At 50.6% G+C, this 24,085-nt stretch carries 23 protein-coding genes and 5 tRNA genes; 27 read left to right on the top strand and 1 reads right to left on the bottom strand.

Annotation, left to right across the window (positions count from 1 at the left end; all coding sequences use genetic code 11):
* Positions 1 to 27: 27 nt before the first annotated feature.
* From rpmH to coaD, 13 genes are all read left to right on the top strand, one after another.
* Positions 28 to 162 (top strand): 50S ribosomal protein L34, encoded by a 135-nt coding sequence (gene rpmH / locus Ga0123461_RS12260; RefSeq protein ID WP_100278594.1) that lies wholly within the window; start codon positions 28 to 30, stop codon positions 160 to 162.
* A gap of 6 nt (positions 163 to 168) precedes the next feature.
* Positions 169 to 519, top strand: a complete 351-nt coding sequence (rnpA, locus tag Ga0123461_RS12255; protein WP_257790608.1) for a ribonuclease P protein component — start codon at positions 169 to 171, stop codon at positions 517 to 519.
* Complete coding sequence (gene yidD, locus Ga0123461_RS12250) at positions 519 to 770, top strand: membrane protein insertion efficiency factor YidD (RefSeq protein WP_100278592.1); 252 nt, start codon at positions 519 to 521, stop codon at positions 768 to 770. Before rnpA ends, yidD begins: the two co-directional genes overlap by 1 nt.
* A 2-nt stretch (positions 771 to 772) precedes the next feature.
* Positions 773 to 2,383 carry a membrane protein insertase YidC gene (gene yidC, locus Ga0123461_RS12245; protein WP_100278591.1) on the top strand — a complete coding sequence of 537 codons (1,611 nt, stop codon included), beginning with the start codon at positions 773 to 775 and terminating at the stop codon, positions 2,381 to 2,383.
* On the top strand, positions 2,379 to 3,695 hold the full coding sequence (gene mnmE, locus Ga0123461_RS12240; protein ID WP_100278590.1) for a tRNA uridine-5-carboxymethylaminomethyl(34) synthesis GTPase MnmE: 1,317 nt from the start codon (positions 2,379 to 2,381) through the stop codon (positions 3,693 to 3,695). The genes yidC and mnmE overlap by 5 nt, the downstream gene beginning before the upstream one ends.
* A 179-nt stretch (positions 3,696 to 3,874) precedes the next feature.
* Positions 3,875 to 4,738, top strand: coding sequence for a phosphoribulokinase (locus Ga0123461_RS12235; protein ID WP_100278589.1), 864 nt, complete (start codon positions 3,875 to 3,877; stop codon positions 4,736 to 4,738).
* Positions 4,739 to 4,853: 115 nt separating this feature from the next.
* Positions 4,854 to 6,725 carry a tRNA uridine-5-carboxymethylaminomethyl(34) synthesis enzyme MnmG gene (mnmG, locus tag Ga0123461_RS12230; RefSeq protein WP_100278588.1) on the top strand — a complete coding sequence of 624 codons (1,872 nt, stop codon included), beginning with the start codon at positions 4,854 to 4,856 and terminating at the stop codon, positions 6,723 to 6,725.
* A complete protein-coding gene (locus Ga0123461_RS12225; RefSeq protein WP_100278587.1) occupies positions 6,715 to 7,284 on the top strand; it encodes a 16S rRNA (guanine(527)-N(7))-methyltransferase RsmG in 570 nt (189 codons plus the stop codon). The genes mnmG and Ga0123461_RS12225 overlap by 11 nt, the downstream gene beginning before the upstream one ends.
* On the top strand, positions 7,281 to 8,066 hold the full coding sequence (locus Ga0123461_RS12220) for a ParA family protein (RefSeq protein WP_100278586.1): 786 nt from the start codon (positions 7,281 to 7,283) through the stop codon (positions 8,064 to 8,066). Before Ga0123461_RS12225 ends, Ga0123461_RS12220 begins: the two co-directional genes overlap by 4 nt.
* Before the next feature lie 38 nt (positions 8,067 to 8,104).
* A complete protein-coding gene (locus Ga0123461_RS12215) occupies positions 8,105 to 8,956 on the top strand; it encodes a ParB/RepB/Spo0J family partition protein (RefSeq protein ID WP_100278585.1) in 852 nt (283 codons plus the stop codon).
* A gap of 42 nt (positions 8,957 to 8,998) precedes the next feature.
* Positions 8,999 to 10,015: an S-methyl-5-thioribose-1-phosphate isomerase gene (gene mtnA, locus Ga0123461_RS12210; protein WP_100278584.1), complete on the top strand. Its 1,017-nt coding sequence runs from the start codon at positions 8,999 to 9,001 to the stop codon at positions 10,013 to 10,015.
* Between the two features lie 40 nt (positions 10,016 to 10,055).
* Entirely contained in the window at positions 10,056 to 11,333 is a 1,278-nt protein-coding gene (locus Ga0123461_RS12205) for a BamA/TamA family outer membrane protein (RefSeq protein WP_100278583.1), read from the top strand.
* A gap of 61 nt (positions 11,334 to 11,394) precedes the next feature.
* On the top strand, positions 11,395 to 11,868 hold the full coding sequence (coaD, locus tag Ga0123461_RS12200) for a pantetheine-phosphate adenylyltransferase (protein WP_100278582.1): 474 nt from the start codon (positions 11,395 to 11,397) through the stop codon (positions 11,866 to 11,868).
* Positions 11,869 to 11,925: 57 nt separating this feature from the next.
* Here coaD and Ga0123461_RS12195 read toward each other — a convergent pair whose 3' ends face one another.
* A complete protein-coding gene (locus Ga0123461_RS12195; RefSeq protein WP_100278581.1) occupies positions 11,926 to 14,214 on the bottom strand; it encodes an HD domain-containing phosphohydrolase in 2,289 nt (762 codons plus the stop codon).
* Between the two features lie 387 nt (positions 14,215 to 14,601).
* Here Ga0123461_RS12195 and Ga0123461_RS12190 point away from each other — a divergent pair.
* The 14 genes from Ga0123461_RS12190 (at position 14,602) to rpoB (ending at position 24,085) form a co-directional block, all read left to right on the top strand.
* Positions 14,602 to 14,677 (top strand) — tRNA-Thr (locus tag Ga0123461_RS12190).
* A gap of 111 nt (positions 14,678 to 14,788) precedes the next feature.
* Positions 14,789 to 14,873, top strand: a tRNA-Tyr gene (locus Ga0123461_RS12185).
* A gap of 37 nt (positions 14,874 to 14,910) precedes the next feature.
* Positions 14,911 to 14,984 (top strand) — tRNA-Gly (locus Ga0123461_RS12180).
* A gap of 28 nt (positions 14,985 to 15,012) precedes the next feature.
* Positions 15,013 to 15,087 (top strand) — tRNA-Thr (locus Ga0123461_RS12175).
* Between the two features lie 62 nt (positions 15,088 to 15,149).
* Positions 15,150 to 16,340 (top strand): elongation factor Tu, encoded by a 1,191-nt coding sequence (gene tuf, locus Ga0123461_RS12170; RefSeq protein ID WP_100278580.1) that lies wholly within the window; start codon positions 15,150 to 15,152, stop codon positions 16,338 to 16,340.
* A 68-nt stretch (positions 16,341 to 16,408) separates the two neighbouring features.
* Complete coding sequence (gene rpmG / locus Ga0123461_RS12165) at positions 16,409 to 16,564, top strand: 50S ribosomal protein L33 (protein ID WP_100278579.1); 156 nt, start codon at positions 16,409 to 16,411, stop codon at positions 16,562 to 16,564.
* 8 nt (positions 16,565 to 16,572) lie between these two features.
* Positions 16,573 to 16,648, top strand: a tRNA-Trp gene (locus Ga0123461_RS12160).
* Positions 16,649 to 16,685: 37 nt separating this feature from the next.
* Entirely contained in the window at positions 16,686 to 16,874 is a 189-nt protein-coding gene (secE, locus tag Ga0123461_RS12155; RefSeq protein ID WP_100278578.1) for a preprotein translocase subunit SecE, read from the top strand.
* A complete protein-coding gene (nusG, locus tag Ga0123461_RS12150) occupies positions 16,874 to 17,404 on the top strand; it encodes a transcription termination/antitermination protein NusG (protein WP_100278577.1) in 531 nt (176 codons plus the stop codon). The genes secE and nusG overlap by 1 nt, the downstream gene beginning before the upstream one ends.
* Before the next feature lie 140 nt (positions 17,405 to 17,544).
* Positions 17,545 to 17,973 carry a 50S ribosomal protein L11 gene (gene rplK, locus Ga0123461_RS12145; RefSeq protein WP_100278576.1) on the top strand — a complete coding sequence of 143 codons (429 nt, stop codon included), beginning with the start codon at positions 17,545 to 17,547 and terminating at the stop codon, positions 17,971 to 17,973.
* Positions 17,974 to 17,984: 11 nt separating this feature from the next.
* Positions 17,985 to 18,671, top strand: a complete 687-nt coding sequence (rplA, locus tag Ga0123461_RS12140) for a 50S ribosomal protein L1 (protein ID WP_100278575.1) — start codon at positions 17,985 to 17,987, stop codon at positions 18,669 to 18,671.
* A gap of 242 nt (positions 18,672 to 18,913) precedes the next feature.
* Complete coding sequence (rplJ, locus tag Ga0123461_RS12135) at positions 18,914 to 19,432, top strand: 50S ribosomal protein L10 (RefSeq protein ID WP_100278574.1); 519 nt, start codon at positions 18,914 to 18,916, stop codon at positions 19,430 to 19,432.
* 60 nt (positions 19,433 to 19,492) lie between these two features.
* Positions 19,493 to 19,864 (top strand): 50S ribosomal protein L7/L12, encoded by a 372-nt coding sequence (gene rplL, locus Ga0123461_RS12130; protein WP_100278830.1) that lies wholly within the window; start codon positions 19,493 to 19,495, stop codon positions 19,862 to 19,864.
* A 126-nt stretch (positions 19,865 to 19,990) separates the two neighbouring features.
* Positions 19,991 to 24,085: a DNA-directed RNA polymerase subunit beta gene (gene rpoB, locus Ga0123461_RS12125; protein WP_100278573.1), complete on the top strand. Its 4,095-nt coding sequence runs from the start codon at positions 19,991 to 19,993 to the stop codon at positions 24,083 to 24,085.

The raw sequence follows: 24,085 nt of genomic DNA, 5'->3' as shown, positions 1-24,085 counted from the left end.
AGTGATAAGGTATCAGGAGATTTAACCATGAGCTTTACTTATAAGCCAAGCCGAATCCGCCGCGCACGCCGTCATGGTTTTCGTGCACGCATGGCAACCAAAGCGGGACGCGCGATTATCAACCGTCGCCGCGCTAAAGGCCGCAAAGAACTAACAGTTTAATTCGGTCTGAACCAGCGTTTCCCCAAAACAGAGCGTTTACGCTCAAAAGCTGATTTCGCCTCCATGCGAAAAGGCAGGCGAATCAGTGTTGGGGGAATACGGCTGGTTTATCGTTTCAACGGCTCCGGGTACTCCCGTTTAGGCCTTGCCGTTTCCAGAAAGTATGGCAACGCTGTTGAGAGAAACCGTTTGAAACGCCAGTTGCGCGAGAAGTTTCGTCGCAGCGATTGTGATTCACTGGGTATTGATGTGCTGGTGATACCGGTTGTGAATGTAGGTAGAATGGTAGGCGCTGCACATGCATTTTCTGAAGCATTGGCCAAGATTCGTCAGCAACACCAGGAGAATATCTCCTGATGCGTAAGCTTATTCTGCTTCCTATCCGTTTTTATCAGCTCTGTATTTCGCCAGTCATGCCATCGCATTGCAGGCATTACCCCACCTGTTCACATTACATGATAGAGGCAGTGCAGCACCATGGTGTTTTGCGCGGCATTTGGCTTGGCACGAAACGTCTGTTACGTTGCCACCCGTTTTCAAAAGGTGGGTTTGACCCGGTGCCTGAAGTAGAGGCGATCAGTGGTTTTAAAGGTTTGAGGGAGAAGTAATCATGGAACAACGGAATATGATTCTGGCGTTTGCGCTGTCGATGGCGGTTTTACTTGGCTGGGGCGTACTGTTCCCGGAACAGGAGTCAGCCAGCACACAGCAGGTTCAGACAGAGGCTGTTGGCACATTGACCCCTCCTGCTGAAGATTCAGCAATTATACCCGCTGCAATTCCCGAGGCAGAGACCCCTCTCCTGACAAGTGAAATAGCCCCAACTGTTTCTGAACCCATTGCTACGCCGGCACCTGTTACAGCTATCACGCCTGCAGCTTTTGAGATCAGCAATGATCTGCTGAAGCTTTCGGTTAATGAAAAGGGGTGGTTCACACGTGCCGTATTGACCAACTATAAAGAGTCACTTGAGGCCGATTCAGCACCTGTTGCAGTGTTGCACAAGGATGATGGTAATTCTGTTTACGTGAATGCCGGCGTGATGGGCAGGCGTCTGGTGCAACAATTTGCAGCAGTCAAACAGGAGGCTGACTCTGTTCTGTTGCGCGGTGTACTTGATGACGGGCGCATCTGGGAGCGCCAGGTAACCCTGAACCAGGGTTCGTACGTCATCAGTGTGAATGACAGAATTATCGATGGTGGCGGACTGAAGCTCTATCGGCAGGTTGTCGAGAGTCATCCAGACAAGGAAGCGAATACTTTTTATGAGCATATGGGCCCAACAGGCTTGCTCAATGGCAAATTGCAGGAACCTGATTACGAAGACCTTGATGATAGTGGCGCAGTTCGCATGGCATCCGTGGGTGGCTGGACCGCGATCATGAATCGCTATTTTATTGCTGCCCTTATCGCTAACCCAGAACAGGACTACCCTTTTTATTACAAGGGCGACGGGCGCTCTTATCAGGCTGGCCTTATTGATGACGGTTTGCTTGAGGGTCGGGATGCTGTATTTAAATCCCGTCTGTATGTTGGCCCCAAGTCACTGCCGATACTGGAAAGCGTAAATGCCGAACTGGAGCGGTCAGTTGATTTTGGCTGGTTCTCCCCTATCTCCAAGCCGATGCACAGCTTCCTTGAATGGTTGTACGTTTACCTAGGAAACTTTGGTTGGTGTATAATTGTACTTGTGATCTGTATTAAGATCATATTCTTCTACCCTACTCAGAAGTCGTATGAGTCGATGGCAGCTATGCGCAAGCTGCAGCCTGAAATGACCCGTATGAAAGAGCAGTATGGTGATGACAGGCAGCGTATGGGGCAGGAGGTCATGCAGCTCTATAAGAAACATAAGGTAAATCCACTGGGTGGATGCCTGCCGATCATTATCCAGATCCCTGTTTTCTTTGCTCTTTATAAGGTGCTTCTGATGTCAATCGAGATGCGGCAGGCGCCATTTATCGGTTGGATTGAGGATATGTCGGTTCAGGATCCGTTCTTTGTTCTGCCAGTTGTGATGGGTATATCGATGTTTATTCAGCAGCGACTCAACCCACAGCCGCCTGATCCTGTTCAGGCTAAGGTCATGCAGTTTCTGCCATTCCTTTTCACAGCGATGTTCCTCTTCTTCCCAGCAGGCCTAGTGCTCTACTGGGTGGTGAATAACATACTTTCTATTGTTCAGCAGCGATGGGTTATGAAGAGGATGAACGTCGATTAACAAGCCAACTATAGCCGCTATAGCCACCCCGCCTGGTCGGGGTGGCGTAGGGGTGATACGGATTTCAGGTGAGAATGCCCTGAATATACTTCAGCAGCTTTCCCGGTCTGACAAAACCTACTCACCTAGAATGGCAACCTTGAGTTCATGGTTTGATAGTGAGGGGGATACCCTTGATCAGGGGCTATCACTCTATTTTCCTGCCCCTCACTCCTATACCGGCGAACACACGGTTGAACTTCAAGGCCATGGTGGCCCAGTTCTTCTGCGTGCCCTCCTTGAGCGGCTCTTTGCGTTGGGATGCAGGCCTGCTGAGCCGGGTGAGTTCACCCGCAGAGCGGTTGAGAACGGTAAGATGGATCTGGCCCAGGCTGAGGCCGTTGCTGCCTGTATAGACGCTGCTACGGTTCGTGCCGGAAAACAGGCACAGCGTCAGCTACAGGGTGCTTTCGGAGAACATATTGAGCAGTTAATGCAGCGACTGACATCACTGGTGGCACACGTCGAAGCAAGCCTCGATTTTCCTGAGGAGGAGATCCCTGCTCTATTTTTTGAGCACCTTGCTGAAGAGATGCAGCAACAGTTGATATTGCCGATTCAGGCAATGCTTGATTCAGCCCCGCTTGGTGAGCGTCTCTTTGATGGGGCTACGGTTGCCATTATCGGTGCACCGAATGTAGGAAAATCCAGCCTTCTAAATGCACTTTCAGGCCGTGATCGGGCTATCGTCAGCAATATTCCCGGAACCACGCGTGATGTTCTCGAAGTTGATTTCGAAGTGCATGGAATCCCTGTTCGGTTGGCTGACACGGCAGGTTTAAGGGTCAGTGAGGATGTGATTGAGCAGGAGGGGGTCCGGCGTGCCGAGCAGACTGCTGCTCAGGCTGATGCCACGATTTTTGTCGCCGATGCCACCAACCCCGACACATGGATCTGCCGGTTTGATGCAGATATATACCTAATGAATAAGGTTGATCTTCAACATGATGGCTTTCCCGGTCATTTTATCACAGTCAGTGCAGCCAGCGGTGAAGGGCTGCAGGATTTAAAGGATTGCCTGGCATCTTGCCTTGGGGATATTGAGATGGCTGATGAGTCTATGATTGTGACCCGTGAGCGCCACCGCCAGAGCCTTGCCGATGCGCTCCTGTGTATTGAAACCGGCATGAGTACGCTGCATGTGGAAGAGCAGTTGGAGATTACAGCTATGCAGTGGCGGCACGCGTGGTCTGCATTGGGTGGGATTTTGGGCATTGGCGATGTCGAGTACATCCTTGACCGGATTTTTTCAGAGTTCTGTATAGGAAAGTAGAAGAAATAGCCTTTTACAGCGAGATTTTTTGATGGTTGGAGGCTTTTCCTTGAATGTTAGGGGGGCTTTGCGGCATAATGGCCATCCTTTTTGAGGGTAGTAGCGCAGAAAGACAGGGGTTGAATCAGGGGAGGGACTCTGTAAGCCCTTGATTTTAAAGAGTTTATTTGGGAGATGTCATGTCAGTAAAACATCCAGTGATTTCCGTAACGGGTTCATCAGGAGCAGGTACCAGTACAGCCAAGGTTGCACTCGAGCACATTTTCAGGCGTGAGAAAGTAACGCCTGCAGTTGTAGAGGGCGATTGCTTCCACCGCTTTGATCGTCTCACCTTCCGTGAGAAATCAAAAGAATTTGAAGCTAAAGGTAAGCGCCTGAGCCACTTCTCTGACGAAGCTAACCTGTTTGATAATATTGCCGATCTTTTTAAATCCTACGGTGAGACTGGCAAGGGTCTTGCGCGCACCTATATTCATGATGATGAAGAGGCTAAGATTTATGGTGTTGAGCCAGGTAAGTTTACCGACTGGCGCGACGTTGGCGAAGGATCAGATCTTCTGTTTTATGAGGGCCTTCACGGTGGCGTAGAAGAGGTTCTTCCTTATACCGACCTCCTGCTGGGTATTGTACCTGTTGTAAACCTAGAGTGGATTCAGAAAATCCACCGGGACACTGCAATGCGCGGCTACTCTCCGGAGGCTGTGGTCGAGAATATTCTTAGCCGTATGCACGACTACGTTCACTTCATTACACCGCAGTTCAGCAATACCGATATCAACTTCCAGCGTGTACCTCTGGTTGATACCTCTAATCCATTCATCGCACGCGATGTTCCAACGCCAGACGAGAGTGTCGTCGTGATCCGCATCCGCAAGCCAGAACAGTGGGGAATCGATTTCCCAGCACTGTCGGCCATGCTGGACGGTTCGCACATGTCCCGCCGCAACACGATTGTAGTTCCTGCTGGTAAGATGATGTTTGCCATGGAGCTTATTCTGTCACCAATCATCCATGAGATGATGGAGAAGAAGCGTAAGGGTTAATGAACACTGTTTTATAAAAAAGGGGGCCTTATGGCCCCCTTTTTTATTGCTTTGAACAGAGATAACCCTACGCTTCTCGATCCTTCTGATTTTAAGGCATGGAGAATAGTTTCACGTGAAACATCCGCAAAAAATTGATGTGCTTGTTATTGGTGCCGGTCATGCCGGTTGCGAGGCTGCATGGGCAGCTGCGAATCGTGGCGCCCGGGTTCGCCTGCTTACGCAGAACCTCGACACGATCGCTAAAATGTCATGCAATCCCGCCATCGGGGGCATTGGCAAGGGGCATTTGGTACATGAGGTGGATGCGCTAGGTGGATTAATGGGTTTGGCCGCAGATCGCTCGGCACTGCAATACCGAGTGCTCAATCGTCGCAAAGGTCCTGCGGTTCAGGCTACACGTGCCCAGTGCGATCGCCGTATTTACCATATGGTAGTAAGAGAGATGCTGGATTCGCACCCCCGTATTCACCTTCACCAAGGGTCAGTATCCGAACTTCTTTTTTCCGGTGATCAGGTGTGTGGCGCTGTTGATGAGCTGGGTGTCGAGCACATGGCCAGTGCTGTGGTGTTGACGACGGGAACATTTCTTGGCGGTTTGATTCACGTAGGGGATAAGACCATGCCTGCTGGAAGAGCAGGGGATGCCGCCATTCAAGGCCTGACCGATGAGTTGTATCGCAGGGATTTTAATCTGGGGCGACTAAAAACAGGAACGCCACCACGTCTTGATAAGGCAACTATTAACTGGGCCTCATTGGAATCACAACCGGGTGAGACCGATGTTATGCCATTTTCATTGCTGCATAAGCGCGTTAAAGAGCATCAGATTCCATGTGCGATAACTAGGACGACAGAAAGGTCACATGAGATTATACGGGAGAATATTGGCCGATCCCCTATGTACTCTGGTAAAATCGAAGGAACTGGGCCGCGCTATTGCCCAAGTATCGAAGATAAAGTCGTTCGCTTTGCAGATAAAACCAGCCATCAAATATTTCTCGAGCCAGAAGGTGTAGATCACAACGAGGTCTATCCAAACGGTATCTCTACCTCCCTTCCTATTGATGTTCAGTGGGCATTTATTCGATCCATTCCAGGGTTGGAGAAGGCAATTATTATTCGTCCGGGGTATGCCATAGAGTATGATTATGTTGACCCAACAGAGCTGAAGCCTTCTTTAGAGAGCAAGAAGGTGATGGGTCTTTTCCATGCCGGTCAGATTAATGGAACGACAGGTTATGAGGAGGCCGCTGCACAGGGCCTTCTAGCCGGCATTAATGCTGCAGCAAGAGCCATTGGTGTTGAATCCTGGGTGCCAGACCGCTCCGAGGCCTATCTGGGTGTAATGGCGGATGATTTGGTGATTAAGGGTGTAACAGAGCCCTACCGTATGTTTACCTCGCGCGCTGAGTTCCGTCTCCAGTTGCGCGAAGATAATGCTGACTTGAGATTGGGTGATGCAGCAATCCGTCTTGGTCTTTATGATGACCAGCGCAGGAAAGTGTTTGAGTCCAGAAGGGAGAGGGTGGAGCGTGGTATGGCGTTTGCCCGTGAAACTGTGGTTGGAACCGGCGCAGCATGGCGCGGTCGTCTCTCTTCATTGGGGTTGCCAATTCCTGGGCAGTCGATGACTCTAGCGGCTTACAGCCACAGGGACGATGTGCCGACTATTGAGGCGCTAAAGCTACTCGATATCTATCCTGAGCTGGATGTGAAAGATTTGAATAGTCTGAGCGCACTGGTTCACTATGAGGGTTATTTGGATAAACAGTACCTGGAGGTGGCTCGCTTCAAGCAAATGGAGGCCACTAAAATACCAGATGATCTTGATTATAGTGCCGTAAAAGGGTTGAGCATTGAGTGTTGTCAGAGGCTTATTGCTGGCCAGCCAGCAACACTGGGCCATGCATCTAGAATGACGGGCATTACTCCAGCGGCAATTACATCCTTAATGTTATATTTGAGGAAAAGTGATGATTTGTGATGCTTATGTTGAAGAGGTAATGAAGTTCCGCAGGGCACTTAATCTTACCTCTATATCGAACCCGGAACTTTTTCATGCGCGATTTATTAAGCCCTCACTTGCACTGGCAGAGTGGGTTCCTGAAGAGGGGCGGATGCTGGATGTAGGGAGTGGCATGGGAGTCCCAGGCATTCCACTGTTAATCGCAAGGCCGGGTATTGTTGGTGTGCTAGTGGAGCGGCGGAAGAAGCGGGCTGAGTTTCTTCGGCATGTGGTTCGAAAGTTGAAGTTGAATGCAGAGGTATATGACGCTGATATTAATGATCTTCCATCCCTGCATGTAGACATCTGTGTGGCCAGGGCTGTGACAGATGAAGAGATGCTTCTACAAATGTGTTCGCCTCATGCTAATGCCAATGCACTTGCTGTATTGCCGGTGCCTCTTTCACATAGTCCTGGCAAGATAAAGGGCTGGGCCCTCAGCAGTGAACAAGACCTGAAAATTACGAGTGAAGGGGATGGCATCCAGCGAATCAGGTGTTATCGTTATTGCGACGAGTTGCAGGGAGGTTTCACGTGAAACATCAGGGGTTTGGCCCGGTTACCGCAGTAGCGAATCAAAAGGGTGGCGTAGGTAAAACGACTACAAGCATTAACCTTGCCGCTTCACTGGCTGCGCTTGACCAGAAGGTGCTGCTTATTGATCTCGATCCGCAGGGGAACTCAACCTCAGGTCTTGGGGTGGATCAGCAGGAAGTGGAATCAGGAACCTATGATATATTGATGGGTGAGAGTTCGATTGCCAGTTCGATTGTAAAAACAGAATATGAAAATCTATTCTTACTTCCTGCCACCAGAGACCTTTCCGGTGCAGAGGTTGAACTGGTCAATGCATCTGGGCGTGAACAGCGAATGAAAGATGCCTTTACTGCCTACCAGGGCGACGCCTTTGATCATGTATTTATCGACTGTCCACCCGCCTTGAGCCTGCTTACAGTCAATGCGCTTACCGCCTCAGACTATATTATGGTTACCTTGCAGACCGAATTTTATGCCATGGAGGGCCTGACTCAGCTTATGGATACAATCAGGCGTATCCGTCGAGGCCTGAACCCTGAGTTGAATATGGAAGGGATACTTTTGACTATGGTAGATCGTCGAAACAACCTCTCTACCCAGGTCGAGCAGGATGTGCGGGCTTATTTTGGTTCACAGGTCTACGAAAGCGTAATTCCCCGAAATGTAAGACTTTCGGAGGCTCCCAGTTTCGGAGTTCCGGTAATGTATCACGATCTAAAATCCAAGGGTGCGCAAGCTTATCTCGAAGTGGCTCAAGAGTTGATGCATCGCAGAGCAATTTAACAGGAATTAAAGGGTAGTTGGTTCTTAGGGAGGAGTTGATGGCAGCTGTAAAAAATAGAGGTCTGGGGCGTGGTTTGAGTGCCCTTTTGGCAGATGAGCCAACACCAGAGGTCATGCGACAGGCAGCCCAAATCCCGATTTCAAAAATCCAACCAAACTCCTACCAGCCCAGAACACACTTTTCTCATGATGAGTTGGGTTCCTTGACGGAATCGATCCGTAATGAAGGGGTTCTGATGCCGATTCTTCTTCGTCCGAAAGGGGGTGGATATGAGCTGATAGCTGGCGAACGTCGCTGGAGAGCTTCTCAGGCTGCAGGTTTAAAGGAGATTCCAGCCGTTATCAGGGACGTTGATGACCTTCAAGCCCTTGAGTTGGCGATAATCGAGAATGAGCAGCGTGATGACCTTACGGCGATCGAGTCGGCTAGAGCGTATCGCCGTATGATAGATGAGTTTGGCTGCACACAGCAGCAGGTAGCAGAGAAGATCGGAATTTCCCGCGTTCAGGTGAGCAACCTGATACGTCTGCTCCAGCTTTCGCCTGTGATCAAAGAAATGCTTGAAAATCGGGAGCTTAGCATGGGTCAGGCACGTCCGCTTGTCGGTCTTCCTGCACATGTGGCGGAGTCCCTTGCACGCCTCTGTATCAGTAAGGGGTGGAGCGCAAGGCAAATGGAGCATGAAGCCAAGAGGGCGGCAAAGGAGACGGTCAATAAGCCGAAACAGGAGCCGGATGCTGACGTCCTTGCCTTGCAGGATGAGCTGACCCGTAAGCTAGGCCTACCTGTTGAAATAAGCTGCCGGAAAAATGGTTCAGGTGAACTAAAGATAGCCTACACCAGACCCGTTGAGCTCGATGGTGTATTAAGAAAGCTAAGGTCTCAATGAAAGTCCTTATAGAACAATTAGTTAAGTGATTCTTGTGCTGCTATGCGAGTAGGGAGATCATCATATCGTGCTGTTAGCTGGCACCTGGAATCAGGAGGCGTACAGTGGGTTGAACAGCGCCTGCTGCCGCACCGATTTGAACAAGTTGTCAGCCGAAATCCTGAGGATGTGGCTGTAGCCATAGAATCAATGCAGGTGCGTGGAGCACCGACAATAGGTGCTACGGCAGCTTACGGGCTGGCACTTGCATGGAAGGAGGGGAAGGAGCGGTTCAATGAATTCTGGCTTCCTCGCTTTCGGGCTACGCGACCGACGGCAGTCAACCTGTTTCATGCTTGCGATGTAATGCAGCTGTACTCAGAGCAGAATCCAACCATAACCCAGATGATTGAGCGTGCCGGTGCCTATGCGGATGCTGAGGTGATGGCCAACCGGAAGATTGGAGCGTGCCTTGCTGAGTTTCTGGCTGTTGGTGAGCGCCGTATTCTGACCCATTGCAATGCCGGCTGGCTGGCTGCGGTTGACTGGGGAACGGCAACCTCGGGCATCTATCATTTGGCACATGCAGGCGAAAACCCGTTTGTCTGGGTTGATGAAACAAGGCCTCGCCTTCAAGGGGCGCGATTAACTGCCTGGGAGCTCAATCAGGAAGGTATCGACTGTCGAATCCAGGCTGATGGAGCGGCCGCCTGGATGATGGCTCAGGGCAGGGTGGATGCGATAGTTGTCGGAGCCGATCGTATTGCTGCCAATGGTGATGTGGCCAATAAAATTGGCACCTACGCCTTGTCGCTGGCTGCGAAAGAACACGGTGTCCCGATGTATGTGGCTGCGCCCTCATCAACATTTGATCCCGCGTGTCTCAAGGGTTCTAATATTCCCATTGAAGAGCGGGAGGGTTCTGAACTCCTTGAAATGGATGGCATGGACCGGGCAGGCTCTATTCAGCAGATTCGCATTGCGGCAACAGGTGTTGTGGCCAACAACCCCGCTTTTGATGTTACACCTTTTGGCAATATTACAGCGGTAGTCAGCGAGCTGGGTGTCTGGCAGCCATAGCCTTGTGTTTTGAGCCAGTAATGGCTTAAATAAGGATGTTGTGAAACGCTTATTCCGAATCCACCTTCTGTTGCTTTCCGTACTCCTGTTCACCTGGAGTGCAACTGCCGAGCCTGTAGCGATAGTTGATAGTATTCAGGTCGAAGGTCTGGAGCGGACTGAAGAGATAACCGTGCTGCGTGAACTGCCTTTCAGTGTGGGTTCCACATGGCAGCATGATTTTACCTATAGTGCTGAACGACGACTTCGAAACCTCGGAATATTCAGCGAAGCCGTTGTGTCTGCTCCTGATGAAACCGGCAAGGTGATCGTTCACCTTAAAGAGCGCTGGACGCTATGGCTTCTGCCCCAGGCTGCGCGTAAGGATAACGGCGCATCCTCTGTCTCTGTTGTAGTGGACGAATATAACCTCTGGGGCTTGAATCACCATGCCCGCCTGGGGTACAAACGTGAGACCGGTACGAACTTCTCCGGCCTGAACGGCTCATCTTACAGTGGTGCTTATGACTGGCGCAGGATTGCCGATTCAAAGCTGAGTATGTCTGTTAGTGGAAGCTGGGGACGCTCCCTGTTTGATGCATATAGTCAGGGTGTTCAAGCAGCCCAATATATGCAGACAGGTAAAAGTGCCACTCTGCTGTTTAGTTATGCATTTGCAGATGTGCCGAATGAGGGGTGGAGTGCGTCGGCAGGGTTTACGGGCTCCAATGCGGGCTACCGTTTTATTTCAGGTGCCCCACAGGCGGATGTGATAGGCAACCATATCCGGGCACTGCTTGCCGGGGTGAGTTATAGTAAAATCGATGACCACATCACCTGGCTGTCGGGCAGTGCGTTTGATTATTCATTGTCAGCTGCGCACAAGGCCTTTGGTTCAACCGTGAACAGTTATAGCCACACGGCCTCATGGCGCGATTACTATGCCTTTTCAGGGCAGCACACCTTTAATGTGCGCCTGGACGGTGGCCTGATGACTGGCGATGTGCTGCGCAGTGGCCTTTTCGATATCGGAAACAGGAACGGGCTTCGCGGCTACTACCCGGGAGAACTGCAGGGAACTCATTACATCTATGGAAGCCTTGAAGGGCGTTTTCCGATCAAACAGGACTCCAACCTCCAGCTGGTCACCTTTACCGATATCGGCAAGATCGGTGGCAGGGTGGGGAGCTCGGTTACCCGTGGCGTGGCTGTCGGTGCCGGCGGAGGCTTCCGCTGGACGCTACGCTGGCTGGCAAGAGGCACGATTCGGGGTGATGTGGCCTACGGCTTTGCTACTAAGCGCTGGCGCTTCTATCTGGGAACCGGTCAGTCGTTCTGATCCTGAAAGCATACAAGATTGCACAAATCTATTACGATCCGCTTTTTTGCATGGGGGAATCGTGAAGCAAACAGCCATTTATCCAGGAACATTTGATCCCATTACGTTAGGCCATGTTGATGTGGTACGGCGCGGGCTGAAGATGTTCGATCGCGTTATTATTGGCGTAGCAGACAATCCGAATAAGGCACCAATGTTCGATGTGGAGACACGGCTGGCGTTGGTTCGCGAAACCTTTAGTGAAGAGAAAAATATAGAGGCCGTCAGATTCTCAGGGCTACTGGTAGATCTGGCTCACGAGCATCAGGCCAAGGCCATTCTGCGCGGCCTGCGTGCGGCCTCCGATTTCGAATATGAATTTCAGATGGCGACCATGAACCGAAGACTGGATGAACGTATCGAAACGGTCTTTGTTATGGCACGAGAGGATTACACCTTTGTCTCATCTCGCTTTATTCGGGAAATCTCCAGCATGGGTGGCGATGTCTCCGAGCTTGTTCCTGCTGCTGTGATTCCATATCTGGCTAAAAAATAAGCCGACTGTTTGCTCGGAAGGTCTGGCATGAATATTTCAGCCAGTGAATAGCCTCATTTATGCTTGAAGAGTATAACCTTTCTCTTCGAAAAGTTTAAGGCAGGCATCAACCACCACCGGATCAAAAGAGCTGCCCCGATGTATTCGAATCTCTTCCAGTGCAATATCTATACCCAGTCCTGCACGGTATGGCCGGTGACTGCTCATTGCCTCTACAACATCGGCAACGGCAACAATCCGGGCTTCAAGGCATATCTCATCGCCTTTTAAACCCTGAGGATAACCGGAGCCATCAATCCGTTCGTGGTGCTGATGAGCCACATCCGCGACAGGCCATGGAAACTTCACATCCTTGAGGATATTGTAGCCGGCCTCTGAATGAGCCTTAATAAGCTCGAATTCGGGATATGATAACTTTCCCGGTTTACTCAATATATCTGCTGGCATCTGTATCTTGCCAATATCGTGAATGGTCGCGGACAGGAAGACACCTTTTACCTGATTTGCATCCAGTCCCATCTCCCCGGCAATGGCTGAGGCAAGGTCAGCCACACGGCGCTGGTGGCCAGCGGTATAGGGGTCTCTGGCCTCAACTGACTTAGCTACGGCAGCAATGGTGCCTTCTAGAGCTGTCTGCAACAGTTCGCGACTCTGTTTCAGGGCACTTCTGGAGCTAACCTGTTCAGAAATGTCGAGAAAGGTAACCACGGCACCGATCACCGACTCCTTTTTATAAATCGGGTGGGACCAATAGGAGACGGGGAAGTTGCTGCCATCCTTGCGCCAGAACACCTCATCATCCACATGTGTAGCTTTAGCATTATTAAATGCCTGAAAGATCCTGCAGTTGATAGCAGCGAGGGGGGAGCCATCTTTATGGCTATGGTGAATGAGCTCATGCATGTTTTTTCCGATCAGTTCTGATTCACTGCTATAGCCAAGCATGTCGATGCAGGATTTGTTGACCATCGTGCAGTTGCCACCGGTGTCTACACCATAAATAGCTTCAGCCGTAGAATTCAGCAGAAGGCGGATCTCCTCTTGATGTGCTCGTAGTGACACTTCGCTCTCTCTTATATGTATATCTCTAAGTTTGCGCTCAGTGATATCACGAACTGAAGCCATGAGAAGATTCTCGCCATCAATGACTAGCCTTGTAAGGAGAACTTCTGCGGGGAACTCCTCCCCTGACTTGCGCATATGAATCCACTCGAACTGGTCATATCCAACATTAAGAGCCGTTTCAATGTGCCTGCCTGCAGCCTCTATAGATGGCGTACCATCACTTTGCGTTGCGGGGGAGAGTTCGCTGGGATGGTGGCCGAGAAACTCTTTCCTGCTTGAGATCTTGAACATCTTCAGGGTGGCGTCATTGCAGTCGAGAAACCCGTTATTATCAAGTAGCGAAAATGAGTCTTTTGAGGATTCGAAAATTGCGCGGAATTTACTCTCGTTTTTCTGCAGCTCTTTTTGAACTGATATTCGTTTTTCAATCTCTTTGGCCAGATCATCTCTTGAGACAATGGTCTCTCTGAGGCCGATGGCCATACGGTTGATATCAGCTGCGATCTGACCAAGTTCATCACTTGAGTCTATCTCGATTCTGGTATCCAGTTCGCCTCTTTCCAGTCGCGTGGTGGCTTCATGCATTTGAGAGACATTGGATGATATGCTTCTCGATAGATACAGCCCAAGCCCAATGGCAGTTAGAGCAGCTGCCATGGAGACGATAATGCTGGCTAGGATGCTGGTCTCGGTGTCAGATCGGGCTTCATCCAGAGCAGTATCGACCTCTTCTCTGGCATCAACTTCCAGATCACTAACGAGAGCCTGAATTGCAAGCGAAATCGGTAGAACCTGCTCATTCGCGATAGTGCGGGCTGCATTATAGTTACCCGCATCTAGATGCGCCTCAAGCTGTCCCGCTAGGTTGGAGAGGTCATTCACATGGATCTTTAACTGCTGGATTTCACGAAGCTCATCATTTTCACCTTCCGGATCACCATGCGAAATCTGATGTAGAGTCGCTTTCTCCAGGGAGGATATGGCGGTATTGGCTTCATCTAGGCTATCATTTATTGAGTCGAATGCTTGACTGATGTGGTCAGTATGGCCTTTGTGTTCCTTGTACTGCGAATCCAGCAGAACGCGCATGATGGTGGAGTGGGTGACTTGAGTGGCGTTGAACACCTCTTCTGCCCATTCCAGTTCAGCTAAATTGATGGAAATGACCTGGTCAATTTGTTCTCTCGTCTGGTTGAGGTGAGCAATGTGCATGGCACCAGCCAGCGCAAACAGTATGCCTACAGGAAGGAAGCCAAGGGCTATTTTCTGACCAATCCTCATATGCGCTCATCTCACGAGGGCCTCTTTTCAATTCCTGACGCTTTACCATATCACCTCTTAAGTGATGCACTCATCATATGTGAGTCGCGTCTGATTATATTGCACCTGATTCTAGTATAGCAGAATTAAAGCCTGCAACGAGATGGCCGGAAGCAAGAGAGCTATTATAACACAGCCTGTTTTGTCTCAATGGTGGCGGATAAACCAACGAACTAAAAATAAGTAAACCGGAAAATCAGAGCGGAAGCGATTAAGGGTCGCCGGCCGATGAGAGAGGGTGTTTGCTTCTTATTATGCTGTATAAAGCGAACCCAACTGGCAGGAGGAGCGGCCATTTTTAAATAGTGCTTGAGTTCGTTTGTGTGATCGCTATGATGCGCCACCCTTGCCGGCATAGCTCAGTTGGTAGAGCAGCTGATTTGTAATCAGCAGGTCACGGGTTCGACTCCTGTTGCCGGCTCCAGTTTAACCGCATTTTTGATGTGCTGATTGACAGTGCGCAGCAGAAGTGCAGAATCGCGCGCCCTTTTGGGCTGACTCGCTTGCGGGCCAGTAGCTTGATGGGGTGCGAGATGGAGAGATTCCCGAGTGGCTAAAGGGGGCAGACTGTAAATCTGCTGGCTCAGCCTACGTTGGTTCGAATCCAGCTCTCTCCACCAGTTTCTGAAGAAGTTGCCCCTGAGCTTCTTCGGGTACGCGGGCGTGGTACAATGGTAGCACCTCAGCCTTCCAAGCTGATGACGCGGGTTCGATTCCCGCCGCCCGCTCCATTTGTCTTTAGTCAGGCAATTGGGATTGGCCCAGGTAGCTCAGGGGTAGAGCACATCCTTGGTAAGGATGAGGTCGCGAGTTCAATTCTCGCTCTGGGCTCCAGATTTGATGGGTACTGCTTGCAGATTCCTGTCGTAGTTTAATAACGTGCATGGAGAATAAAAATGGCAAAGGAAAAGTTTGAACGTAACAAGCCGCATGTAAACATTGGTACCATTGGTCACGTCGACCATGGCAAGACCACGTTGACCGCTGCGATCACTAAGGTTCTGTCCCTGACAGGCGGCGCAGTCTTTAAAGACTACGGCGATATTGATGGTGCACCTGAAGAGCGCGAGCGCGGTATTACTATTGCGACAGCTCACGTTGAGTATGAGACAGAAGCTCGTCACTACGCTCACGTTGATTGCCCAGGCCATGCCGACTACGTTAAAAACATGATCACTGGTGCTGCACAGATGGACGGCGGTATTCTGGTTGTATCAGCTGCAGACGGCCCAATGCCACAGACTCGTGAGCACGTGCTGCTTGCCCGTCAGGTAAACGTACCTCACCTGGTAGTCTACCTGAACAAGGCAGACATGGTTGATGACGAAGAGCTGCTTGAGCTGGTAGAGATGGAAGTTCGCGAGCTTCTGGACTCTTACGACTTCCCGGGTGACGACACTCCAATCATCATCGGTTCTGCGCTGAAAGCACTTGAAGGTGACACCTCTGAGATCGGTGCTCCATCTATCCTGCGTCTGATGGCTGCAGTGGATGAGTACATTCCTACACCTGCACGTGATGTAGACAAGCCATTCCTGATGCCTGTTGAGGATGTATTCTCAATCTCAGGTCGCGGTACTGTTGCTACTGGTCGTATTGAGGCTGGTATCATTAAGGTTGGCGAAGAGATCGAGATCGTTGGTATTAAAGACACCGTTAAGACTACTTGTACTGGTGTTGAAATGTTCCGCAAGCTTCTGGATTCCGGCGAAGCTGGCGACAACGTAGGTCTTCTTCTTCGTGGCGTTAAGCGTGAAGATATCGAGCGTGGTCAGGTTCTGGCCAAGCCAGGTTCAATCACTCCACACACCACATTCAAGGCTGAAGCTTATATCCTGAACAAGGAAGAGGGTGGTCGTCACACGCCATTCTTCAACGGCTACCGTCCACAGTTCTACTTCCGTACAACTGACGTGACTGGTTCTGTTACCTTGCCTGAAGGAACTGAGATGGTAATGCCTGGCGATAACATCTCTATGGATGTTGAGCTGATCACACCAATCGCAATGGATAAAGAACTCCGCTTCGCAATTCGCGAAGGCGGTCGTACGGTCGGCGCTGGCGTCGTAACTGAAATTACTAAGTAAAACCGAAAAGATGTGCAGCGGCGGTAGACTCGTGCTACCGCCGCTTTGCCGTCACTGGAGAGTAGGAAATGCGTGATTTATTGGCTTTGGCGTGCGAAGAGTGTAAACGCAAGAATTACACTACTGATAAGAACAAGCGTACCATGACAGATAAGCTGGTGCTGAGTAAGTACTGCAACTCTTGCAAAAAGCATACGCCACACAAGGAAACAAAGATTAAGTAACAACACCTAGGCGAGTAGCTCAATTGGTAGAGTACCGGTCTCCAAAACCGGGTGCTGTGGGTTCGAGTCCCTCCTCGCCTGCCAGTGTATTTTGTGTGGATAGTAGAATAGGAGCTTAAGTATGAGTCGCGTTGCTGAGATGCAGAAATTCATGAATGAAGTGAAGGTCGAAGCCAAGAAGGTGACCTGGCCTGATCGTAAAGAGACGGTGCAGTCAACACTTATGGTGTTCGTCATGGTGATCTTTATTGCTCTGTTTCTGTGGCTGGTCGACTGGGGCTTGAGCTCACTTGTTAAGCAGGTGATCTGATGGCGATGCGTTGGTATGTGGTTCAGGTCTACTCCAATTATGAAGATAAAGTGGAGCAGATGCTGAGAGAAAATGCAGAACGGGCAGGTCTTTCCGATAAGTTCGGTAAAATTCTTGTTCCCCGTGAGGAAGTGGTTGAGCTGAAAGAGGGTCAGAAAGTGACTTCTCAGCGCAAGTTCTTCCCTGGTTATATTCTCGTAGAGATGGAAATGAACGACGACACCTGGCATGTGGTTAAAGACACCCGCCAGGTTAGTGGCTTCCTTGGCTCAGCTAACAAGCCAATGCCAATGCCGCAGCGTGAAGTGGATGCCCTGATTCAGCAGATTGAAGAGGGAATTGAGCGTCCGAAGCCTAAGGTGATGTTCGATATCGGTGATGCAGTTCGCGTGATTGACGGCCCATTCTCTTCCTTCAACGGAGTTGTTGAAGAGGTGATGGAAGATAAGGCTAAGCTGAAGGTAAGTGTTTCTATCTTTGGTCGTCCTACACCGGTTGAGCTTGAGTACATTCAGGTTGAAAAAGGCTAAAGGTAGAGCCTTTAGCCTTTGAGCAAACACTTTCACAGGATGTGAGAGGATTACCGCAAAGATGCGGGAGCAGAGTCCGGGGATACCGGCATGCGAATAAAGGCGGAAGGCAAGAGGCCTGAAACCGGTTGGAGATATAAATGGCTAAGAAACTTGATAAAATTGTGAAACTGCAGGTTCCTGCAGGTTCCGCAAATCCATCCCCGCCAGTTGGCCCGGCTCTCGGTCAGGCTGGTGTGAACATCATGGAGTTCTGTAAAGCATTTAACGCCAGAACTCAGGAGATGGAGAAGGGGCTGACACTGCCGGTTGTAATCAGTGTTTATGCAGACCGCTCGTTCGATTTCGTTATCAAAACCCCACCTGCATCCGTATTGCTGCTGAAGGCTGCAAAGCTTCAGAAAGGCAGTGGTGAACCTAACAAGAAAAAGGTTGGCACAGTAAGCAGCGCTCAGCTTCGTGAGATCGCTGAAATCAAGATGCCTGACCTGAACTGTTATGATGTTGAAGCTGGAATGAAGATCATAGAAGGCACTGCTGTCTCTATGGGTCTGGAAGTTAAGGGCTAAGGGGCGTTAAGATGGCAAAAGTAACCAAACGTATGAAAGCCAGTCTGGCAGCCGTTCCGGCACAGGCTGTTACAGTTAAAGAAGCAGTTGAGGCAATTAAAGCGCAGCCAGCCACAAAATTTGACGAGTCTGTTGACGTTGCAATCAAGCTGGGTGTTGACCCGCGTCATGCAGATCAGATGGTTCGTGGTTCAATCGCACTGCCAAACGGCACAGGTAAAACCGTTCGTGTTGCAGTGTTTGCTAAAGGTCCTAAGGCTGATGAAGCGACTGCAGCCGGTGCCGATATTGTCGGTGCTGACGATCTGGTTGAAAAAGTTCTCGAAGGTTTCATGGACTTTGACCGCGTAGTAGCAACACCGGACATGATGGCGCAGGTTGGTAAGCTGGGACGTGTACTGGGTCCTCGTGGCCTTATGCCTAACCCTAAGCTGGGTACCGTCACCATGGATGTCACCAAGGCTGTTGGTGCGATCAAATCAGGGCAGATTGAAGTGCGTGTTGATAAAGGCGGCGTGATTCACGCACCTGTTGGACGCCGTTCATTCGATGCAGACAAGCTGAATGAAAACATTCAAGCGCTGCTTGGTGAGCTCAACCGCATGCGTCCATCATCCTCAAAAGGCCGCTACATGCAGAAGATGAGCATCTCTTCCACCATGGGTGCAGCTGTACGCGTGGATGAAACCACACTCTAAGAGATAAGCGCGCCGGCACATGGAGTGCCGGCGCATTAAGTTTGCCGACTTAGGTTGGCGTGCCGAAAGGCAAAAAAATCGACTGAACCGATGCAGAAGCTTGCGGAGGTAACGTCGAAAATAACGATCCGTCCTAGACTGCTGGAGCCAGACTCACAAAGAGCGAGGCTTAATTGGGGTGACCCTTCCTGCATAGATGGGGTGCAAGCCACTTGCGCGGGTCGAAAAGCAAGGGGGTAAATGTGAATAAAAATGACAAACAACGCATTGTCGAAGAACTTCACGCTGCCTGGTCCGAATCTACAGCTGGCGTAGTTACACACTACAGCGGTCTGAGTGTTTCCAAATTGGGAGAGCTCCGTCGTACTCTGCATGAAGCAGATGTGTCACTTCAGGTTGTAAAAAACACTCTGGCGCGTCGTGCGGCAGAAGGTACGGACTTTAAAGCAGCTGAACAACTCTTCACCGGCCCGGTCGCGATCGCTTATGGTAAGGATCCGGTAGCAATGGCAAAAGCCATCTCCGAGTTCGCCAAAAAGAACGACGCGCTCAAGGTCCAAGGTGGAGTACTCGACGGCAAGCTGGTGGATGTTGCAGGTATTAGCGTACTGGCCAATCTACCATCACGCGAAGTTCTGCTCGCCAAGATGCTCGGCAGCATGCAGGCGCCAATCAGCGGATTCGTCCGTACACTGGCGGAAGTTCCTGCATCGTTCGTGCGCACACTGGCAGCCATTCGCGACCAGAAAGAAGCTGCATAACATTTATCACTGATATCATAACTTTTTAACTTATAGCACAAGGAGCTAAACAAAATGGCAATCACTAAAGACGAACTAATCTCAGCAATTGAAACTATGACCGTTCTGGAACTCTCTGAGCTGGTAACTGCTCTGGAAGACAAATTCGGCGTATCTGCAGCTGCACCTGTAGCTGTAGCTGCTGGTCCAGCTGCTGCTGGCGAAGCTGCTGCTGAAGAGCAGACCGAGTTCAATGTTGTTCTCGAGTCCGCAGGCGACAAGAAGATCCAGGTCATCAAGGCAGTACGTGAAGCAACCGGTCTGGGCCTGAAAGAAGCCAAGGCACTGGTTGACGGCGCACCTGGCAACATCAAAGAAGGCGTTTCAAAAGACGAAGCTGAAGAGCTGAAAGCAAAACTGGAAGAAGCGGGCGCATCTGTAGCGCTGAAGTAAGCTACTGTTGTTTTACGTTTCGCACGTAAGCGTTTTGGGTTAATCCCCGGTGGCGAAAGCTGCCGGGGCTTAGCCTTTTTCGCATTTTAGAGTTTTTGGAAAATCTGTACGTCGTTCGGGGTAATCATGGCCAAACAAGCATCATTGAAACGTATTCGTAAAAATTTCGGTACCATCAAGTCGCCGATCAGCATGCCTAACATGCTGAATCTGCAGACCGAGTCCTACCATGAGTTTGTTGGTTACGGCGAAGCCGTAAACGACTCACGGCTGGCTACAGTTTTCCAGTCAGTATTTCCGGTTCGCGATTATGCCGGTAATGCTGAGTTGGGTTTTGAAGGGCTTGAGTACAGCCCTCCCCGCTATGACCTTGACGAGTGTCGCCGTCGCGATCTGACTTACGCACTGCCTGTAAAGGTGAAGCTGCGCCTGAAGATCTTCGAAAACGAGGGTGAAAAGCGCGCCAAGCGTAAGGTTCGCGAAGTACGCGACCAGTCTGTCTACATGGGCGAGATCCCACGCATGACCGAGCACGGCTCGTTCATCATTAACGGCACCGAGCGTGCTATCGTTTCACAGATGCACCGTTCTCCAGGTGTGTTTTTCGACCACGATAAGGGCAAAACACATGCCTCAGGCAAGTTCCTGTTCAAGGCTCGCGTCATTCCTTACCGCGGCTCATGGCTAGATTTCGAGTTTGATGCCAAGGATAAAGTTCATTTCCGCATCGACTTGCGCCGTAAGATGCCTGTCGGCGTTTTGCTTAAGGCTATCGGACTCTCTACACAGGATATCCTTGATCGTTTTTATCAGCGCCGTACCTACCGTTTTACTGATAAGGGTGTGCAGGTTAAATTTGTACCTGAGTTGTTTGAAGGTACTCGTGCTGTAACGACAATAAAAATTGGCAATAAACGCATTGTTGCTGAAGGTAAAAAATTCACCAAGATGGCGATTAAACGTCTGGCTGAGGCTGAGGTTGAATGGATTGACGTACCTCTCGAAAGCGTTATCGGTGAGGCTGCTGCTGAACCTATTCTGATCCCTGGTGGCGAGATCCTTATCGACCATAACCAGGAACTGACTGAAGACTCCATCTCCGCACTTCAGGGTGCCGGAGTCGAGCAGTTTGATTGCCTGTTGATCGATACCGCCGTTCGTGGCCCGTGGCTGGCTGATACCCTGCGTCTGGATACCGTTCAGTCGCGTGAAGAGGCGCGTGTTGAGATTTATCGCATGATGCGTCCTGGCGAGCCACCAACAGTTGAAACAGCGAAAGCACTGTTTGAATCACTGTTCTATGATCCATCCCGTTATGATCTATCCCGTGTTGGCCGTATGAAGCTTAACAGCCGCCTGGAGATCAATAACGATATCGTTCCACTGGATCAGGGTACGCTGCGTGATGAAGATATCCTGCTGGCACTCAATACCCTGCTCTCTCTTCGTGACGGTATCGGCGAAGTAGATGATATCGACCACTTGGGTAACCGTCGCTTGCGTTCAGTAGGCGAGCTACTGGAAAACCAGATTCGTGTCGGTCTTGTTCGTATGGAGCGCGCCGTTCGTGAGCGTTTGAGCTCTGGCGATCTGACTGAAATGATGCCTTCGGATGTCGTGAATGCGAAACCGTTGATTGCATCGGTGAAAGAGTTCTTTGGCTCATCCCAGCTCTCTCAGTTCATGGACCAGACCAACCCGCTCTCCGAGGTAACGCATAAACGTCGTCTTTCGGCACTTGGCCCGGGCGGTCTTTCGCGTGAACGCGCTGGCTTTGAAGTTCGAGATGTTCATCCAACCCATTATGGCCGCCTCTGCCCAATTGAAACGCCTGAAGGTCCGAACATCGGTCTGATCAACTCACTGGCGACTTACGCCAAAGTGAACGATTTCGGTTTCCTTGAATCACCATACCGCAGGGTTGTAAATAGCCAGGTGACTGATGATGTGGATTACCTCTCTGCTATTGATGAAGCCACACCGGTTATTGCACAGGCAAACGCCAAAGTGGATGAGAATGGCAAGTTCGTATCTGACCTGATCCAGTGTCGTCAGGGTGGCGAGTTCATCATGGCCGCACCTGCTGACATCAACTACATGGACGTATCACCATCGCAGGTGGTTTCTGTTTGTGCGGGTCTGATTCCATTCCTTGAGCATGATGATGCGAACCGCGCACTGATGGGCTCAAACATGCAGCGTCAGGCTGTTCCTCTGCTGCGTAGCGAGAAGCCACTGGTTGGTACCGGTATGGAAGCGCCTCTGGCACGTGACTCGGGTGTATCCCAGGTTGCACGTCGTGGTGGTGTGGTTGAGCGCGTTGATGGCGAACGTATTGTTGTGAAGGTTTATGAGGAAGAACAGGTTGAAGGTGAGCCGGGTGTGGATATCTATCGCCTGTTCAAGTATCGCCGTTCCAACCAGAACACCTGCTTTAACCAGCGTCCGCTGGTGAAGACCGGTGAGATCGTTGCCAAGGGTGACATCATTGCAGATGGCCCATCCACTGATCTGGGTGAGCTGGCACTAGGCCGTAATGCGCTGGTGGCTCTGATGCCATGGCGCGGTTACAACTTCGAGGATGCGATTGTAATCTCCGAGAAGCTGGTGAAAGAGGATGTTTATACCTCTATTCATATCGAAGAGTTCGAGGCAGTAGCTCGCGACACCAAACTTGGTTCTGAAGAGATTACCCGCGATATCCCGAATGTGGGTGAAGAAGCTCTGCGTCATCTTGATGATTGCGGCATTGCCTACATCGGTGCGGAAGTTAAACAGGGTGATATCCTTGTAGGCAAGATCACACCGAAGGGCGAAACCCAGCTCTCTCCTGAAGAGAAGCTGCTGCGTGCGATCTTTGGTGAGAAGGCTAGTGACGTTCGTGATACCTCGATGCGCGTTAAGCCGGGCGATGAGGGCGTCGTTGTTGACGTTCAGGTCTTTACCCGTCGTGGCGATGAGAAGGATGATCGCGCCAAGGTTATTGAAGAGTCTTCAATCGAGCAGCTCTACTCTGATAAAGAGGAGGAGCGTCGTATTCTTGAGACCAATGTGGTGAGTCGTCTTCAGGGTCTTCTTGTTGGCCAGAGTGCTGCCCAGTTCAAGGGTGTGAAGAAGGGTGAAACCATTAAGGCAGAGAATATCGATGCTTTAAATCTGCGAGACCTCTCCGGTGTGTCTGTTACCGATGATGCGGTGAACGAACGCGTTGCCGAAATTCTTGAGTCTATGGACAAAGAGCGCGGCAGGCTTGAGTCACGCTTCGAAGAGAAGGTAGCCAAGGTTCGTGAAGGTTCCGAATTGAAGCCTGGCGTTATCAAGGTTGTGAAGGTGTTCGTGGCTGTTAAACGTAAATTGCAGCCGGGTGACAAAATGGCTGGTCGTCATGGTAACAAGGGTGTGATTTCGGTCATCGTACCGGAAGAGGATATGCCTTATACCGAAGATGGAACTCCGGTTGATATTTGCCTGAACCCACTGGGCGTACCTTCGCGTATGAATATCGGTCAGATTTTCGAGATTCACATGGGTTGGGCAGGAAGTTCGCTCGGCAAGAAGATCGACGGCATGCTTAAGGATAAATTGCCAACAGAGGAGCTACGTTCGTTCCTGCTTGAGTGCTATCTTGAAGATGAACAGGCATGCAGTGATATCAAGGGCATGGACGAAGAGTCGCTGCTTGAGCTGGCGCATAACCTTCGCGGCGGTATTCCGATTGCGACACCGGTGTTCGATGGTGCCAAGGAAGCGCATATCCAGCGCATGCTGAAGCTTGCAGATAAGCCAGAGTCTGGTCAGACCACACTTTATGATGGACGTACAGGTGAGGCATTTGATCGTGATATCACTATCGGTCAGATGTATATCCTTAAACTGCATCACTTGGTGGATGAGAAGATTCATGCTCGTTCAACCGGTCCGTACTCACTTGTTACACAGCAGCCGCTGGGTGGTAAGGCGCAGTTCGGTGGCCAGCGTTTCGGTGAGATGGAAGTTTGGGCGCTGGAAGCATACGGCGCGGCCTACACGCTGCAGGAGATGCTGACTGTGAAGTCGGATGATGTTCAGGGCCGTACCAAAATGTACGAGTCTATTGTACGCGGTGACATGTCGTTTGAGGCAGGTATTCCTGAGTCCTTTAACGTGATGACCAAAGAATTGAATGCTCTGGGTATTGACCTTGCAATGGTTAAGCACCCAGCCGAGAACGAAGGAGAATAA

The organism is Mariprofundus aestuarium (genome assembly GCF_002795805.1).
GTDB classification, from domain to species: Bacteria; Pseudomonadota; Zetaproteobacteria; order Mariprofundales; family Mariprofundaceae; genus Mariprofundus; species Mariprofundus aestuarium.
The sequence above is the reverse complement of the archived record's forward strand: the minus strand, read 5'-3'. Positions and strand labels throughout refer to the sequence as shown.

What these genes read in the sequence shown, in the direction of transcription:
- rpmH (WP_100278594.1), top strand. Translation starts at nt 28, where the DNA reads ATGAGCTTTACTTATAAGCCAAGCCGAATCCGCCGCGCACGCCGTCAT.
- yidD (WP_100278592.1), top strand. Translation starts at nt 519, where the DNA reads ATGCGTAAGCTTATTCTGCTTCCTATCCGTTTTTATCAGCTCTGTATT.
- yidC (WP_100278591.1), top strand. Translation starts at nt 773, where the DNA reads ATGGAACAACGGAATATGATTCTGGCGTTTGCGCTGTCGATGGCGGTT.
- Ga0123461_RS12235 (WP_100278589.1), top strand. Translation starts at nt 3,875, where the DNA reads ATGTCAGTAAAACATCCAGTGATTTCCGTAACGGGTTCATCAGGAGCA.
- Ga0123461_RS12225 (WP_100278587.1), top strand. Translation starts at nt 6,715, where the DNA reads ATGATTTGTGATGCTTATGTTGAAGAGGTAATGAAGTTCCGCAGGGCA.
- Ga0123461_RS12215 (WP_100278585.1), top strand. Translation starts at nt 8,105, where the DNA reads ATGGCAGCTGTAAAAAATAGAGGTCTGGGGCGTGGTTTGAGTGCCCTT.
- mtnA (WP_100278584.1), top strand. Translation starts at nt 8,999, where the DNA reads ATGCGAGTAGGGAGATCATCATATCGTGCTGTTAGCTGGCACCTGGAA.
- Ga0123461_RS12195 (WP_100278581.1), bottom strand. Translation starts at nt 14,214, where the DNA reads ATGAGGATTGGTCAGAAAATAGCCCTTGGCTTCCTTCCTGTAGGCATA.
- tuf (WP_100278580.1), top strand. Translation starts at nt 15,150, where the DNA reads ATGGCAAAGGAAAAGTTTGAACGTAACAAGCCGCATGTAAACATTGGT.
- rpmG (WP_100278579.1), top strand. Translation starts at nt 16,409, where the DNA reads ATGCGTGATTTATTGGCTTTGGCGTGCGAAGAGTGTAAACGCAAGAAT.
- secE (WP_100278578.1), top strand. Translation starts at nt 16,686, where the DNA reads ATGAGTCGCGTTGCTGAGATGCAGAAATTCATGAATGAAGTGAAGGTC.
- nusG (WP_100278577.1), top strand. Translation starts at nt 16,874, where the DNA reads ATGGCGATGCGTTGGTATGTGGTTCAGGTCTACTCCAATTATGAAGAT.
- rplK (WP_100278576.1), top strand. Translation starts at nt 17,545, where the DNA reads ATGGCTAAGAAACTTGATAAAATTGTGAAACTGCAGGTTCCTGCAGGT.
- rplA (WP_100278575.1), top strand. Translation starts at nt 17,985, where the DNA reads ATGGCAAAAGTAACCAAACGTATGAAAGCCAGTCTGGCAGCCGTTCCG.
- rpoB (WP_100278573.1), top strand. Translation starts at nt 19,991, where the DNA reads ATGGCCAAACAAGCATCATTGAAACGTATTCGTAAAAATTTCGGTACC.